Origin of the sequence: Sphaerisporangium sp. NPDC049003, assembly GCF_043197795.1 — a bacterium.
Classification (GTDB): Bacteria; Actinomycetota; Actinomycetes; order Streptosporangiales; family Streptosporangiaceae; genus Sphaerisporangium.
The window spans coordinates 1-14,479 of the sequence record NZ_JBICTU010000019.1 but is presented as its reverse complement, the minus strand read 5'-3'; the positions used below and the strand labels follow the sequence as shown (position 1 = coordinate 14,479).

The 14,479-nt window shown below is 68.1% G+C and carries 12 protein-coding genes and 1 tRNA gene; 8 read left to right on the top strand and 5 right to left on the bottom strand.

Annotated features, from left to right (window positions below; genetic code table 11):
- The first annotated feature begins 109 nt into the window (after nucleotides 1-109).
- From ACGFIV_RS21375 to ACGFIV_RS21365, 3 genes are read left to right on the top strand one after another with little or no spacing between them, the layout of a single operon-like run.
- Nucleotides 110-1,135 carry an iron chelate uptake ABC transporter family permease subunit gene (locus ACGFIV_RS21375; RefSeq protein WP_358553396.1) on the top strand — a complete coding sequence of 342 codons (1,026 nt, stop codon included), beginning with the start codon at nucleotides 110-112 and terminating at the stop codon, nucleotides 1,133-1,135.
- 2 nt (nucleotides 1,136-1,137) lie between these two features.
- Complete coding sequence (locus tag ACGFIV_RS21370) at nucleotides 1,138-2,223, top strand: iron chelate uptake ABC transporter family permease subunit (protein WP_358553394.1); 1,086 nt, start codon at nucleotides 1,138-1,140, stop codon at nucleotides 2,221-2,223.
- 4 nt (nucleotides 2,224-2,227) lie between these two features.
- Nucleotides 2,228-3,049 (top strand): ABC transporter ATP-binding protein, encoded by an 822-nt coding sequence (locus tag ACGFIV_RS21365; protein WP_358553392.1) that lies wholly within the window; start codon nucleotides 2,228-2,230, stop codon nucleotides 3,047-3,049.
- A gap of 56 nt (nucleotides 3,050-3,105) precedes the next feature.
- Here ACGFIV_RS21365 and ACGFIV_RS21360 read toward each other — a convergent pair whose 3' ends face one another.
- Nucleotides 3,106-4,053: a methionyl-tRNA formyltransferase gene (locus ACGFIV_RS21360; protein ID WP_358553390.1), complete on the bottom strand. Its 948-nt coding sequence runs from the start codon at nucleotides 4,051-4,053 to the stop codon at nucleotides 3,106-3,108.
- Nucleotides 4,054-4,137: 84 nt separating this feature from the next.
- Between ACGFIV_RS21360 and ACGFIV_RS21355 the strand changes: the two genes are divergently transcribed.
- Nucleotides 4,138-5,493: a SidA/IucD/PvdA family monooxygenase gene (locus ACGFIV_RS21355; protein WP_358553388.1), complete on the top strand. Its 1,356-nt coding sequence runs from the start codon at nucleotides 4,138-4,140 to the stop codon at nucleotides 5,491-5,493.
- A gap of 23 nt (nucleotides 5,494-5,516) precedes the next feature.
- Entirely contained in the window at nucleotides 5,517-7,349 is a 1,833-nt protein-coding gene (locus ACGFIV_RS21350) for an SIP domain-containing protein (protein ID WP_358553386.1), read from the top strand.
- A 1,294-nt stretch (nucleotides 7,350-8,643) separates the two neighbouring features.
- Here the strand turns inward: ACGFIV_RS21350 and ACGFIV_RS21345 are convergent.
- A complete protein-coding gene (locus ACGFIV_RS21345) occupies nucleotides 8,644-10,059 on the bottom strand; it encodes an endo-1,4-beta-xylanase (protein ID WP_358553384.1) in 1,416 nt (471 codons plus the stop codon).
- Nucleotides 10,060-10,936: 877 nt separating this feature from the next.
- Here ACGFIV_RS21345 and ACGFIV_RS21340 point away from each other — a divergent pair.
- Entirely contained in the window at nucleotides 10,937-11,875 is a 939-nt protein-coding gene (locus ACGFIV_RS21340) for a hypothetical protein (protein WP_358553382.1), read from the top strand.
- A 51-nt stretch (nucleotides 11,876-11,926) separates the two neighbouring features.
- Here ACGFIV_RS21340 and ACGFIV_RS21335 read toward each other — a convergent pair whose 3' ends face one another.
- Together ACGFIV_RS21335 and ACGFIV_RS21330 are read right to left on the bottom strand one after the other, a co-directional pair.
- Nucleotides 11,927-12,586, bottom strand: a complete 660-nt coding sequence (locus tag ACGFIV_RS21335) for a YdcF family protein (RefSeq protein WP_358553380.1) — start codon at nucleotides 12,584-12,586, stop codon at nucleotides 11,927-11,929.
- Nucleotides 12,587-12,601: 15 nt separating this feature from the next.
- Nucleotides 12,602-12,889 (bottom strand): UTRA domain-containing protein, encoded by a 288-nt coding sequence (locus ACGFIV_RS21330; protein WP_392837112.1) that lies wholly within the window; start codon nucleotides 12,887-12,889, stop codon nucleotides 12,602-12,604.
- A gap of 180 nt (nucleotides 12,890-13,069) precedes the next feature.
- On the opposite strand from ACGFIV_RS21330, the gene ACGFIV_RS21325 reads away from it, so the two are divergent.
- Nucleotides 13,070-13,426: a hypothetical protein gene (locus ACGFIV_RS21325; RefSeq protein WP_358553376.1), complete on the top strand. Its 357-nt coding sequence runs from the start codon at nucleotides 13,070-13,072 to the stop codon at nucleotides 13,424-13,426.
- 190 nt (nucleotides 13,427-13,616) lie between these two features.
- The gene (locus ACGFIV_RS21320) at nucleotides 13,617-13,817 is read left to right on the top strand and encodes a hypothetical protein (protein ID WP_392837107.1); all 201 of its coding nucleotides are present in this window, start codon (nucleotides 13,617-13,619) and stop codon (nucleotides 13,815-13,817) included.
- A gap of 131 nt (nucleotides 13,818-13,948) precedes the next feature.
- On the opposite strand, the gene ACGFIV_RS21315 is transcribed toward ACGFIV_RS21320, so the two are convergent.
- Nucleotides 13,949-14,020 (bottom strand) — tRNA-Arg (locus ACGFIV_RS21315).
- Nucleotides 14,021-14,479 lie beyond the last annotated feature (459 nt).

Genomic DNA, 14,479 nt, shown 5'->3' with positions numbered 1-14,479 from the left:
TTACCTAAGTTAGTAGGCGGGCGCCAGAGGAAGCCCCCCAATCCGGAGGGCTACAGTTAAGGCCAGCCTTACCTAAAAACGAAGGAAGTCGAAACGTGGAGACAGTTCGGTGACGCGTGGCGCGGGGCTCCGCCCCGCCGTTCTCCTGGCGCTGCTCGGCGCCGTCCTCGTCGCGCTCTGCATGCTGTCGATCGCGCTGGGCGCCCGCAGCCTCCCCCTCGACCAGGTCGTACAGGCACTCCTCGGGCACCCGCGCAGCCGGCTCGTCGACAACGTCGTCTGGTCGGTACGCGTCCCGCGCACCGCGCTGGGCCTCGCGGCGGGCGCGGCCCTCGGACTGTCCGGCGCGCTCATGCAGGCGCTGACGCGCAACCCGCTCGCCGACCCCGGCCTGCTCGGCGTCAGCGCCGGCGCGGCCTTCGCGATCGTCGTGTCGGTCGCGGTGCTCGGCCTGGGGTCGCTGTACGGGTACATCTGGTTCGCGTTCGCGGGCGCGCTCATCGCCAGCGTCCTCGTGTACCTGCTCGGAGGGCTCGGACGTTCGGGCCAGACCCCGGTCAAGCTCGCGCTCGCCGGAGTCGCCGTGAGCTCGCTGCTGTTCTCGCTCACCAACGCCATCGTCCTGACCGACCCGGACGCGCTGAACCGCTACCGCTTCTGGTCGGCCGGCTCTCTCGCCGACCAGGACGGCGACGCGGTGCTCCGGATCCTGCCGTTCATCGCCTTCGGCACGGTGCTGGCGCTGGCCTGCGCGCCCGCGCTCAACAGCCTGGCCCTCGGCGACGACGTGGCCGCCTCACTCGGGCGGCGGCTCGGGTTCGTAAGGTTCCAGGGCGCGCTCGCCATCACGCTGCTCACCGGCGCGGCCGTGGCAATCATCGGACCGGTCGTGTTCGTCGGGCTCGTGGTTCCGCACGTCGCCCGGATCCTCGCCCAGCACGCGGGGATCGGCCCCGACCACCGCTGGCTGCTGCCGCTGTCCGCGGTGCTCGCGCCCTGCCTCGTGCTCACCGCCGACATCATCGGACGGGTCGCCGCGCGGCCCACCGAGATCCAGGCCGGGATCCTCATCGCCTTCATCGGCGGCCCGTTCTTCATCGCCCTGGTCCGCCGGCGCCGGCTCGCGGAAGTGTGAGCATGGTCCCTCCAGCCCCCACCCCCTCCGGCGGCACGGCCCTCGTCTCGTCCCGCCGTACGTTCCGGCTGGCCGCGCCGCCCGTCTCCGGGGTCCTGCGTCCGCGGCTGGTCGTCGTCTGCGTGGCGCTCGCCGTCGTCACCTTCCTCGTCTTCTGCTGGGGCGTCTCGATCGGCGACTACCCGATCGGCCTGACCTCGGTCATGAAGGCCCTCGCCGGTTACGGGGACCCCGGGACGCTGCTGGTCGTCCGTGAGCTGCGGCTGCCGCGCGCCCTGGTCGGGCTGCTGGCCGGCGTCGCCTTCGGCGTCTCCGGCTCGATCTTCCAGACCATGACCCGCAACCCGCTGGCCAGCCCTGACATGATCGGCATCACCCAGGGCGCCGGCACCGCCGTCGTCGCGAGCATCGTGCTGGGCTGGGACGGCGGCCTCGGCCCGCAGGCGCTGGGCCTGCTCGGCGCGCTGGTCACCGGCCTGCTCGTCTACCTCCTGGCGTGGAGCCGCGGCGCCACCGGCTACCGCATCATCCTGGTCGGCATCGGAGTGTCCTGGATCTGCACCAGCGCCACCGACTACCTGGTGGCCAAGGGCGGGCGGTTCCAGGCGCAGGCCGCGCTCGGCTGGCTGGTGGGCAACCTCAACGGCCGCGACTGGAACCAGGTGATCCCGCTCGCGCTCGCCATGGCGGTGATGGTGCCGGTCGCGCTCACGCTGGGCCGCCTGACCCGCACGCTCCAGCTCGGCGACGACGTCGCCGCCGGCCTCGGCACCCCCGTGCAACGGGTGCGGTTCACGCTGCTGCTCACGGGGGTCGGGCTGGTCGCCTTCGGCACGGCGGCGGCCGGGCCGCTCGCCTTCGTGGCGCTGGCCGCGCCGCAGATCGCGCAGCGGCTCGGCCGCACCGCCTGGCCTCCCCCGGTCACCTCCGGGCTGACCGGGGGGCTGGTCGTCCTCTCCTCCGACCTCGTCGCACGCGAGCTGATCCCCAGCACGGAGCTGCCGGTCGGAATCATCACCGGCGTGCTGGGCGCGCCGATCCTGCTCTGGCTGCTCATCCGCGCCAACCGCGCGGGCTCAGGAGGCTGAACGCATGACCCCCCACCCGGAACTGCGGGCGAGCGGCCTGCACCTGGCGTACGACAACCGGCTGGTCGTGGAGGACCTCGACCTGGTGGTCCCGCCGGGCCGCGTCACCGCCATCGTCGGCGCCAACGCCTGCGGCAAGTCCACGCTGCTGCGGGCCCTCGCCCGGTTGCTCGCGCCGCGCCAGGGTGCCGTCCAGCTCGACGGCCGCGCGCTGCACTCCATCCCGACCAGGGAACTGGCCCAGCGCCTCGGCATCCTGCCGCAGTCTCCGGTCGCGCCGGAGGGGCTGACCGTCATCGACCTGGTCAACCGCGGCCGATCCCCTCACCAGACCTGGTGGCGGCAGTGGTCGAAGGCCGACGAGCAGGCCGTCCACGGCGCGCTGGCCGCCACCGGCATGACCGAGCTCGCCGACCGCGCGGTCGACGAGCTGTCCGGCGGCCAGCGCCAGCGCGCCTGGATCGCCATGGCCGTCGCCCAGGGCACCCCGGTGCTCCTGCTGGACGAGCCGACGACCTACCTGGACCTGGCGCACCAGATCGACGTCCTGGACCTCATCACCGACCTCAACCGGCGCGAGGACCGTACGATCGTGATGGTCCTGCACGACCTCAACCAAGCGTGCCGATACGCCGACCACGTCATCGCCATGAAGTCGGGCCGCGTCGTCGCCGAGGGGGCCCCGGCCGACGTCATCACCGCGTCGACCGTGCGGGACATCTTCGACCTGCGCTGCCAGGTCACGACGGACCCGGTCAGCGGCACACCCTTGATCATCCCGATGAGCCGCCACCACGACCCCTCACACGTGAAGGCGGCTCGCTGAAGGACCGGTTCAGGGCTGGGCGGTGCGGTTTCTCAGGGCCGTACGGTGAGGTTCTTTCAGGGCTGGGCGGTGAGGTAGCCGCCCATGGTGCGGAAGTAGTCGGTCGCCGCGTGCTCGGTGCCGTCCTCGGTGCGCACCCGCGTGAGCACCAGCCCGCGCCGGTGCCCGCCGCGGGCGTCGGTCCCGCTGACGATGACCACTCCATCCCCTTCACGGATGAAGACGCGCCCGGGGGTGCCGCCGTAGTGCGCCTGCGACACCGCCGCCGACACGATGCGGATCCGCTCGCCGCGGTGGTAGGTGAACGCGTTGGGATACGGGTCCGACTGGGCGCGCACCAGCCGCTCCAGGTCCTCCGCCGGCCAGTTCCAGTCGATGCGGCTGTCCTCGATGGAGCGCTTGTGGAAGAAGCTGGCCTTGGTGCGGTCCTGCGCGACCCACTTCGCCTGACCGGAGGCGATGAGGTCGAGCGCGTCGCGCACGATCGGCCCGATCAGGTCGACCGTCTTGTGGAACAGGTCGGTCGCGGTGTCGCGCGGCCCGACCGGCACGGCGCGTTGCAGCACGATGTCGCCCGCGTCCAGCTCGGCGTTCATGCGGTGGGCGGTGACGCCGACCTCCTGCTCCCCGTTTATCAGGGCCCAGATCAGCGGCGAGAAGCCCGCGTACGACGGCAGCAGCGAGTCGTGCACGTTCAGCGTGCCGTGCGGCGGGAGGTCGAAGACCTCAGGCGGCAGCCACGTACGCCAGTTGTTGGCGACGATGATGTCCGGCGCCGCGTCCCGGAGCGCGAGGAGCAGGTCGCGGTCGTCGGGACGGTTGCGCAGGAGCACCGGGACGTCGTGCTTCGCGGCGAGTTCCGCGACCGAGTCGTCCCAGATCTTCTCGTACGCGTGGTCGCTCTTGGGATGGGTGACGACGAGCGCCACCTCGTGGCCGGACTCCAGCAGGGCTTGCAACGTGCGGTGGCCCCACGTCTGGTAGCCGAACATGACGATCCGCATGAACGATCCTCTCCTCAAGCGCAATCTTGCAAGGTAAGGCTAACCTTATCTAACATGGCTCTGGCATAGGGAGGCGATGCCGCGGTGGACACACTGCTGAGTGGGCCGGATGTCATCCACGACATCCTGGGGATCGGTTTCGGGCCGTCCAATCTGGCGCTGGCCATAGCCGTCGATGAGCACAACGCAGGAGTCCCCGCCGGGGAAAGGCTCGATGCCGCGTTCCTCGAAAAGCAGCCGCACTTCGGCTGGCACCGGGGCATGCTCATCGACGACGCGACGATGCAGGTCTCCTTCCTGAAGGACCTGGTCACCATGCGCGATCCGTCGAGTGACTTCAGCTTCCTGTGTTACCTGCAGGAACGCGGCAGGCTGGTCGACTTTCTCAACCAGAAGACGCTGTTCCCGTTAAGGGTCGAGTTCCACGACTACTTCGAGTGGGCGGCCGCGCGGGTGCGGCATTTGGTCTCCTACTCCTCCGAGGTGCTGGCCGTCGAGCCGGTGATGTCCGACGACGGCGAGATCCGGTGGTTCGACGTGGTGAGCCGCGACCCGGACGACCCCGCCCGCACGGTCGTACGCCGGGCCCGCAATGTCTCCGTGGCCACCGGCCTGGAGCCCCACCTGCCGCCGGGCACGGTCCTCTCCGACCGGGTGTGGCACAACAGCGAGCTGGTCCTGCGCGTCGCCGAACTGGCCGACTCCGGCACGCCCGTACGCCGCGCGCTCGTGCTCGGCGCCGGGCAGAGCGCCGCCGAGGCGGTCGACTACCTGCACCGCACCTTCGCCGACGCCGAGGTATGCGCGGTCTTCGCCAAGTACGGGTACACCCCGGCCGACGACAGCCCCTTCGCCAACCGCATCTTCGACCCCGAAGCGGTCGACATCTACTTCAACGCCCCACCCGGGGTGAAGCAATCGCTGTACGACTACCACCGCAGCACCAACTACTCGGTGGTCGACATGGACCTCATCCAGTCCTTGTACGCCACGACGTACCGGGAGAAGGTCCACGGCCGGGAGCGCCTGCGCATGCTCAACGTCTCCCGCATCCGGGACGTCCAGGCCGTGGACGACCGCCTCGACGTCACCGTGGAGTTCCTGCCCACGGGTGAGCGGACGGTGCTCAGCGCGGACATCCTCGTCCACGCCACCGGGTACCGGCCCCAGGACCTCGGCACCCTCCTCGGCGAGGCGGCCAAGCTCTGCCTGCGCGACGACGAGGACGCCGTGCGTGTGGGCCGCGACCATCGCGTGGAGCTCGCGCCGCAGGTCAGCGCCGGCATCTACCTCCAGGGCGGCACCGAGCACACCCACGGCATGACCTCCACCCTGCTGTCGACCACCGCCGTCCGCGCCGGCGAGATCCGCGACTCCCTCCTCGCCCACCGCGCCCACCGCGCCCCCCTGGCGACGGCCCTCGCCGGCCGCCCCGCCTGACCTCCCGAACGAGAGACTCCCCCGTGACGCAGCGATACGCCGACGTTCACCCCGAAACCAGACCGGACCCGGCGCAGGCCTGCGACGAAGGCACGCGGGAGTCGGCGCGGGCCTACGACGAAGGCAGGCTGGACTCGGCGCGGGCCTACGACGAAGCCAGGCTGGACTCGGCGCGGGCCTACGACGAAGCCAGACTGGACTCGGCGCTGGACGCTCTCTTGCAGGCCGGCGGCTACCTCCACGAGGGCGGCAGGTTCGCCGACGTCGGATGCGGGTCGGGGGAGGTCGCCCTGGCCATGGCGGAGCGGGAGTTCACCGTGACGGCGAAGGACGCCTCGCCGTCGATGGTCGAGGCGACCAGGGAACTGTGCGCGGGCCATCCCGTCTCCGCCGAGGTGCAGGACCCGCGCGCGCTGAGGCTCCCCGAGGGACAGTACGAGGTGGTGCACTCGTCCTGGTTGCTCCACTCGCTCGGCGATGCCCGTGAGACCGTACGGACGATGGCGCGCGCCACGAGCCCGGATGGCCTCGTGGTCCTGCAGTGGAGTCACGGGCAGCCGCGATCGTCGGGGTTCGCGCTGCGTGACGTCGTGGAGTCCGTGATCGGGCGCCCGGCGTGGCGGGAGCGGCTCGCCTCGGTCCCGCTGAGCGTGTACCAGCACCCGCTGGACGAGGTGTGCGCCGTCCTCCGCGACGAAGGACTGGAGATCGTGTTGACGCGAGACGACCTCGCCGACGGGGACGAACCGGTCCCGCCCCGGGAAGCCCTGCCCCTGGGGATACTCGCCCCTCATGCCGACGCCCTCGGTGAGGACGGCGACCGATTCCTGGACGAAGCCCTCCAGGCCCTCATCGAGGCGGGCGCCCTGAACTTCCACGATGTCCGGGTAGCCGCCCACCGCCCCCTACCGGCCCCCACCACCTCCGCACAACCCTCACCACGAGCCGGCATCACGCCCGTACGGACCTCACCGCGAGCCGGTACCACGCCCGTTCAGCCCTCACCGCGAGCCGGTACCACGCCCGTACGGACCTCGCCGCGAGCCGGTGGCGCGCAAGTGGACCGGTCGCGGTCGTCGGTGCGGGCCTTCCCCCTCTGCGTCGGGATGCTGGAGGTCGTCTCCGCTGAGCAACTGTCCCCGCTGATGCGCCGGGTCGTCCTCCGCCTCGTGGACGCCGGCCCGCTGCCCGTCGAGGAGCCCGCCGAGACGCTCACGCTCATCTGGCCCGCCCCCGGCGCGGACAAGGTCGTGCTGCCCGAGTTGAAGCGCTGGCGCTTCCCCGAGACGGCCGGCAGGCAGCACGCGGTGAACCTCACCGTACGCCGCTACGACCGCGCGGCGGGGCTGGTGACCGTGGACTTCTTCCTGCACCTGGACGACGGACCGGCGTCTCGATGGGCGCTCGACGCGGCGCCGGGCGACCAGGTGGGCTTCGGGGGCACCCGCGTCCACTGGGTGACCGACCCGACCGCGGAGTGGACGCTGATGGTCGGTGACGAGACGGCGCTGCCTTCCATGGCCGCCATCGCCGAAACGCTTCCGGCCGGGCATCGTGCCATCGCGGTGGCGGAAGTACGCGACGCCGCCGAGCACATGGCGCTGGACGCGCCGCTTCCCGAAGTGCACTGGGTCCACCGCGGCGCGCGGGCACCGGGCGAGGGACGCGCGCTGGAGGAGGTGGTACGCGGTCTCGACCTTCCGGCCGGTCGCGGCCAGGTCTGGGCGGCCGGGGAGTCCCTCGTGATCCAGAGCCTGCGCCGGCACCTGCTGCGCGATCGCGGCCTCCGGCGCGACGAGGTCTGCGCCCTCGGCTACTGGAGCATCCCGAGAACCCGCCGCGACTCAGGCGCGTAGCCCACCCTCCTCCGGGTGAACCGCGCCGGGCCGAAACCCGGGAGCCGCCCTCCCTGCGGTGCTGGACCCCCTCGGGTGAACCGTGCCGGGCCGGAAGCTCGGCCGGCCCGGCACGGGTGGAGCGACGATCGCACCGGGCGTGCTGAGCCGCTACCGCGCCACTCGCGCCCGGGCTAGCCGATCAGCCGCGACCGTCCGCCACTGTGGCTAGATCACCTGGGTCCGCCGTGGTGGTGGCCATAGGGACCTTGATGACCATACGGACCCTGGTGCCCATACGGGCCGTGGCCGTAGGGGCCGTATGGGCCGTGGTGGCCGTACGGCCCGCGAGGGCCATGCGGACCGTAGGGGCCGTGCTGGCAATGGCGCCAGTGGCGCTGGTAGTGGCCGTTGTAGTAGCAAGGATGCCCCGCTTCGTTCAGGGCCCCGGATATAGCGGTGGGTTGGGGTTCGTGGGTCATCGTGCTTGCACTGGCGGGCTGGGCCGACATCGTCATGGAAACGATGAGGCTGGAAGCCGCCAATGTACCGGCGACGAGAGCACGCTTCAGCATGAAATATCACTCCATGTCTGATTATCGAGCCCGGCGTGCTGCCGGACTGGCGGAGCGCCGACCCGGTTTCCTGGTCGAATTCGTTTCGACGCCACACCTAAAGACGCTAGTTGAGAACAATCCGGAAGGCACCCCAGAGAGGTCAAAGCCTCGGTCCGGGATCATCAAGCCACCCATACCGCCCGGTGCAACTCACTGCGACTTATCGCCCGGCACCAAAGCGCGACACAACCCCCAACGCAACCCCGCGTTCGCGCCCTTCACCCCGAGACCACCGCAAATACGCCCGAACCAACACCCCATAGCTGTTGCCCCAGGCCACCCCGCCAAGCTCGGAAGCCTGCTTCACCACACCACCGAAACCTCACCGGCAATTCATAATGAAATTCATGCCGGATAATCGAAACCTCCCGCGAGAACAACCGTAAGACCGAGCACATGAAACAGCCTTTTCCACTGCCGCTGGGAACGCAAGGTCTGCGACGAATTCATCGCCTTCCCCCATCGTCGGCCGGCGCGACCCAACCCCGCGTCCCGAGCCTCGGCCGAACACTCTGCCAGCTCTATTGGGACGAATTCGGGCCGGGTGGTGTGTTCCCACCCGGCCCGAATCCCTACAGGGACTGACGCGGCCGACCCGCCGGCCGGGTAGTACCTCCTTCTCACGATCGCGGCCTTGGTGACGCTGAGGAGGTACTACCGGTCGGCGCGGACGCCGGCCCGACGCACCTGGCGACGGGTCAGGGGCTGGTGCAGGTGGCGGTGGGGGTGGCCGCGGTGCCGTTGGCCGTGAAGCCGAAGGTGGTGGACGAGTTCGCCGCGATGGAGCCGTTGTAGGAGGCGTTGCGCACCGTCACCGAGGAACCGGAGACGGTCTGCGTGCCGTTCCACAGGCTGCTGATGCTCTGCCCGCCGGGCCAGGTCCACTTCACGGTCCATCCGTTGACCGGCGAATTGCCCGCGTTGACCGTCACCGTCGACTGGAACCCACCCTGCCAGCTGTTGACCGTCGTGATCGTCGCCGAACACGCCCCCGTACCCGTAGTCGGTGTCGGCGTGGGCGTCGGGGTGACCGTCGGCGTGACCGTCGGGGTGGGGGTGGGCGAGGGGTTGGGACCGGCGGCGTTCAGGGCGTTGAGGACCGAGGTGTAGGCGGCCTTCTTGTTGCCGTTGCCGTCGAACAGCAGCGGGGTGTCACCCGAGCGCCAGGAGTCGCTGTCACGCACGCCCCACACCGTGATGCCGACGCACCGCGGCACCGCCAGGCAGTCGTTGGTCACGTTGGCGTAGGTCGTGGCCGAGGCGCCCTGGATGTCCAGCTCGGTGATGGCCACGTCGACGCCGAGAGCGGCGAAGCTCGACAGGGTGGTGCGGAAGTTGGCGTTGTACGCGCTGCCGCTGTTGAAGTGGCCCTGGAGGCCGACGCAGTCGATCGGCACGCCACGGGCCTTGAAGTCCTTGACCATGTTGTAGACGCCCTGCGTCTTGGCCCAGGTCCAGTTGTCGATGTTGTAGTCGTTGTAGCAGAGCTTGACCGAGGGGTCGGCCGCACGGGCGGTGCGGAAGGCCACCTCGATCCAGTCGTTGCCCGTGGCCTGCAGGTTCGACTGGCGCCGGCCGCCGTTGCTGTCGTCGAAGGCCTCGTTGACCACGTCCCAGTAGGCGAGCTTCCCCTTGTAGTGGGCCATCACGCCGTTGATGTGGTTGATCATCGCCTGGCGCAGCGCGCTGCCGGAAAGGGACTGCATCCAGCCCGGCTGCTGGGAGTGCCAGGCCAGGGTGTGCCCACGGACCTGCTTGCCGTTCTGGACGGCCCAGTTGTAGACCCGGTCGCCGTTGGTGAAGTTGAACTGGCCCTGTTGGGGCTCGGTGGCGTCGATCTTCATCTCGTTCTCGGGCGTCACCATGTTGAACTCGCGGTTCGCGATCGTGGTGTAAGCCGAGTCTCCGAGCTTGCTCGCGGAGATGGCGGTGCCGAAGTACCGGCCGCTCTGCGCGGCCGCCGCGCCCAACGTGCTCGCCGCGGCACCGGCGGGAACCGTCATCGCCAGCGCCGTGATCGTGCCGAGTACACCAAGGGCACCAGCGAGCAGCATCCGGCGGGGGCCGCTGCGTGGGGGCCGGGATCGATCCGGGGGGGTGGCGTTTGTGCTCATGCCTGAGCCTCCACAACTGAGTCACGGAACAGCGGGGAAACGCGGCGACGCCCTGCGGGATCGACGCCCCGACCCCATAACCAGGAACGCACACCACGAGGACGTCGCAGACGGAGCCCCCTGCCGCCACACCACCGGCCTGGCAGGGAGAAACCGCCTCGGGGACTCAGTGTGGAAACCTCCCCGAAATGTGTCAAGGCCATGATGAAAGTTTCGAGAGTTCCGCCTCGCGCACACGTTCTTTTATGCGCTTCGACATCTACCCCGGCCTGCGGAGACATTGCCGTGCTCGTGTTACAACGGGCCGAAACATCTCGATGAAAATTTCACCCAACGACCTCTACGGACCCACATCGCGATCGATCCCCGTGTTGGGCCCGGAAGACGCGTAACCAGGTGTCGAACTCCGTCGCGAGGCGACAAGATCGCGAGGACCCTACGACACGAAAAAGACCGGCTCACGAAGCATGTGAGCCGGTCTCAATCTGGTGCCCCCTGCAGGATTCGAACCTGCGCACCCGGCTCCGGAGGCCGTGTCACATCCATACCACATGTCTCCTTGAGCTGCGAGAATGCTTCGACTCGCCATCCGACTGACGCTCTGGTCCACAGTAGGTCCACGAAAGGCCGAAACCACGGTCTCTCCGCATCGTGTTAGCGCTCCAAGAGCATGACCCCGCCTCGCGCTCTCTCTGCATCTTCAAGGCGGCCCTCAGCGGGGCGCACGTGCCGCCGTCACGGCAGGCCGCCGCCTCCCACTGGTGCTCCCGACGGCCCGCCCGCTGCCGCTCCGCAGTGGGGTCAACGGCAAACGGGATGGGCGCAGCAAGGCACAATTGGCTCCACATACATGGCTTGGATGGGGGAAGATTCTCCTATGTCAGAGTCAGAAACCCCATCTCGCGCCGACCGCGACTACGTGGCTGTGTGGCAGCACCACGACTACCATGGCGAGCCCTCCGAAGTGGAGATGGACGAGGATGCGGCAGACGACGTACATCTCATTTTTGGCGACGCCGTAAGACTTATAATCTCCGACGGACTCGACGTCCTGAAAAGCCGAGAAGCTGTCTGGGCAATCATTTATCACCTCAACCGCACCATCAAGATAGCCGTTTGTCCCACTGACACCGACATGCGATGGAGTAAGCATCTCTGGGAGCTTATAGTACCAGAGGAGTCCCTTCCGACGCTCACGGAAAATCATACCCTCATAGAAATCTGCTTCGAAAAAGCGCGCTCGCGGATATTCCCCGATTGGATGGGTGTGCCTAAAATCGATGTGGACGGCGGCATAAAATTCAGCGTTCGTCCCGACCCGGTCGAATTACCGATGGACTGGCACGTAAAAATCCGACAGGCGCTTCAGGCTCGAGGGGGAAATCAGGGACGGGATGTTCGTCGTCCGCGCAAGCAAACCGAAAGCGGCTATAGCCCTTCCGAACCCATGTTCACGGAAGACACCTTCGTGTTCCGCAGCACCGGCGAGCTGGCAATCTATCGCGAACTGAAGCGCCGACAGAAGGAATATCGCCTCTACGAGACCATCGGGATCTTACCACTCCCCGGGATGAGAGTCAGTGGCCATTCCTTCGAGCCAGACATCTTGGTCACATACAGAGGACGGGTTATCGCAATCGAGATAGACGGAGTCTATCACAAAGGAAAGTGGACAGAAGATAAAACGCGAGAGGCGCTAATACGGAACGCCGGGATTCCCGTAGAGCGCATCGATGCGGCAGACTGCGACAGCCCTGAACAGGTGAAGGCGTTTGTCGATATGATTCTCAATCGCATCGTCGGCACCCAACCATAAACGCTCCGCCATGCGATGGTAGAGGGAATACGAGCTGACGCACATCCATCGTCAAACCAAACGACTTGTGAAAGCGGCGGCTACCAGTCGCCGGAAGGCGGCATCGACCTCATCCGGATACGACTGCTCGACGGCGAAGCCCTTCTTGGCGTACTCGGTGATCCGCTGGGTGTCGCCGACCAGCATGTTGATTACGCGGTCCACGTCTCCGATGCTCTGCACGTAGTCATCGAGCGAGAGTGGAAGCGACGCGCACGTGACGTCGACTTCGGGCCACAACTTCTTGCACGTCGCGTAGGCGCGTCGCTGCTGGTATGGCCGAGAGATGAGGACCGCTGACGCTACGGTGACCCCGTGCTGCTCTAGGAGGGCACGGGTGTATGTGAAGTTCTCTCCCGTGTTGGTCGCGTGAGGCTCGACCAGGATGGCGTCAGCGGGAACGCCGAGTTTGACGGCATGTTCCTTGTAATGGACGGCCTCGCCACGAGGAAATCTGCTGACCGTGGTGGGGGCGTTAGCACCAGTGAACACGATCAGCGGGAACATGCCCTGCTGGTAGAGATCTGAGGCACAAGTGGCCACCCCGAGGTCATGACTTCCGAGGCCAACGCCGACGTCCGAGGGGCGAACGACGTGGTGCATGTTGTGGTAGTCCCACAGGGTCTCGACGTCGGCCCGGAGGGCATCGGGTACAAGAGCAGTGGTGGCCATGTCCCTCCCCTCTCCTCAGTCGGGAATCTTGAACGTGTACGACCACGCGAAGCGGGACGCGGCGTGAACGCCCCGAGCGAATTCGACCAATCGACCCTCTCGCGTGAAGGTGCGCCGCCGAAGAATCATGACCGGCTCGCCGGCGGGCAACTGGAGCATTTCCGCTTCATCCGGCGTGGGCATTCGCGCGTGGATCGTCTCGGTCATGCTGTCCGGCTCCAAGCCCTGAAGCGTCAGGACAGCGAACCCACCCCCACGGCCGGCGGGCCCAGGCGTGGGATCAGCGAGTGGGGTCCCCTGCACATCTTCGGGCCGGTAGTAGCTCGGGCGGGACGCGCAGGACGCCGACGAGCACGAGGGCGAGGGCGGCGAGCAGGGCGGCGGCGATTTTCGGCATGGCGAAGCACAACCTTCCGGCGAACCGCCGCCGCCGACACCACCGCCCGCCGCCGCCGAGGATTGAACACGGCGCTGGAATACGGCGTGGATCTCGGCGAACTCAAGGAGAACCCGCTCAAACGGATCGAACAGAAGAAGGTCGCCAAGGAAGCCGCCGTAGACAGGCGCGCCGTGGTCAACCCCGAGCAGGCCCGGGAACTGCTCACTGCCGTGTCCTACGTCGGAAGCTGGCACCGTGCCCGAGGCCGCCGCCTGGTGGCCTTCTACGCCACGCTGTACTTCGCGGGTGTTCGGCCAGCCGAGGCCGTAGGACTACGGCAAGACGACTGCCACCTCCCCGGGGAAGGGTGGGGCCTGCTCACCCTGGCCAAGACCCGCCCAAGCAGCGGAAAGCGGTGGACGGACACGGGCACGGTCCATGATCTGCGCGGCTTGAAGTAACGGGACACGAGCGCAGTCCGAGAGGTCCCCATCCCGCCTGAGCTGGTCACCATCCTTCGCGCCCACCTGGAGGAGTTCGGCACCGCCCCCGACGGGCGCCTGTTCCGCAACGAGCGCGGTGGTGTACTCGGCGCCTCCACCTACTCCCAAGCGTGGGAGGAGGCGCGGTGCCTGGCCTTCCCCTCAGCAGGTGGCCTCTCCGCTGGCCGGCCGTCCGTACGACCTGCGGCACGCCGCCCTGTCCACGTGGCTCAACGCCGGCGTGGACGCCACCGAGGTAGCCGCCCGCGCCGGCAACAGCGTGGAGGTTCTCCTGAAGCGCTATGCCAAGTGCCTGGATGGCCGTCAGGAGCAGAACAACCGCCGGATCGAGGCCGCGTTCACCCCGTGAGATCCGGTCCAGGATTGGTCCACAACTAGCGAGCGCCAATGAGAACGGGCGGGACTCCGTGAGACTGGAGGCCCGCCCGCTTCTGCGTTGTACACCCTGGTCAGCGCGTGTTTCCGCTGGCCTGGATCTTGTGCCCCCTGCAAGATTCGAACTTGCGCTCCCGGCTCCGGAGGCCGGTGCTCTATCCCCTGAGCTAAGGGGGCTCAACGAGTGGTAAGGCTACCAGCATCTGAGGGTCTTCGGTTACTCGGAAGCCCGCTAGCGATCAAGTACCCGGTGAGGCGGTGCCGGGAGAGGCGGGCCGGGAGAAGCCGGGGAGCGGTACAGGCGATACCGGAACAGGCGGGCCGGGAGAAGCCGGGGAGCGGTACAGGCGATACCGGAACAGGCGGGCCGGGAGAAGCCGGGAGCGGTACAGGCGGCCGGGAGAGGCGGGACCCGCTAGGCATGGCGCACCATGCCTAGCGGGTCAATGCGCACCATGCCTCCGGGTCACACGGTGCCTCACAGTTCACGCGCACCTCACGGATCACATGACGCCGGGCCGCATGCGCCTCGTGGGTCACATGTCGCCGGCCAGGCTTATGGGACCACCGAGGGTGGTTTTCTGCCACGAGCATGGGACCACCCGGTTGCCAGTGATGGGACCACCCCGCGTGTCG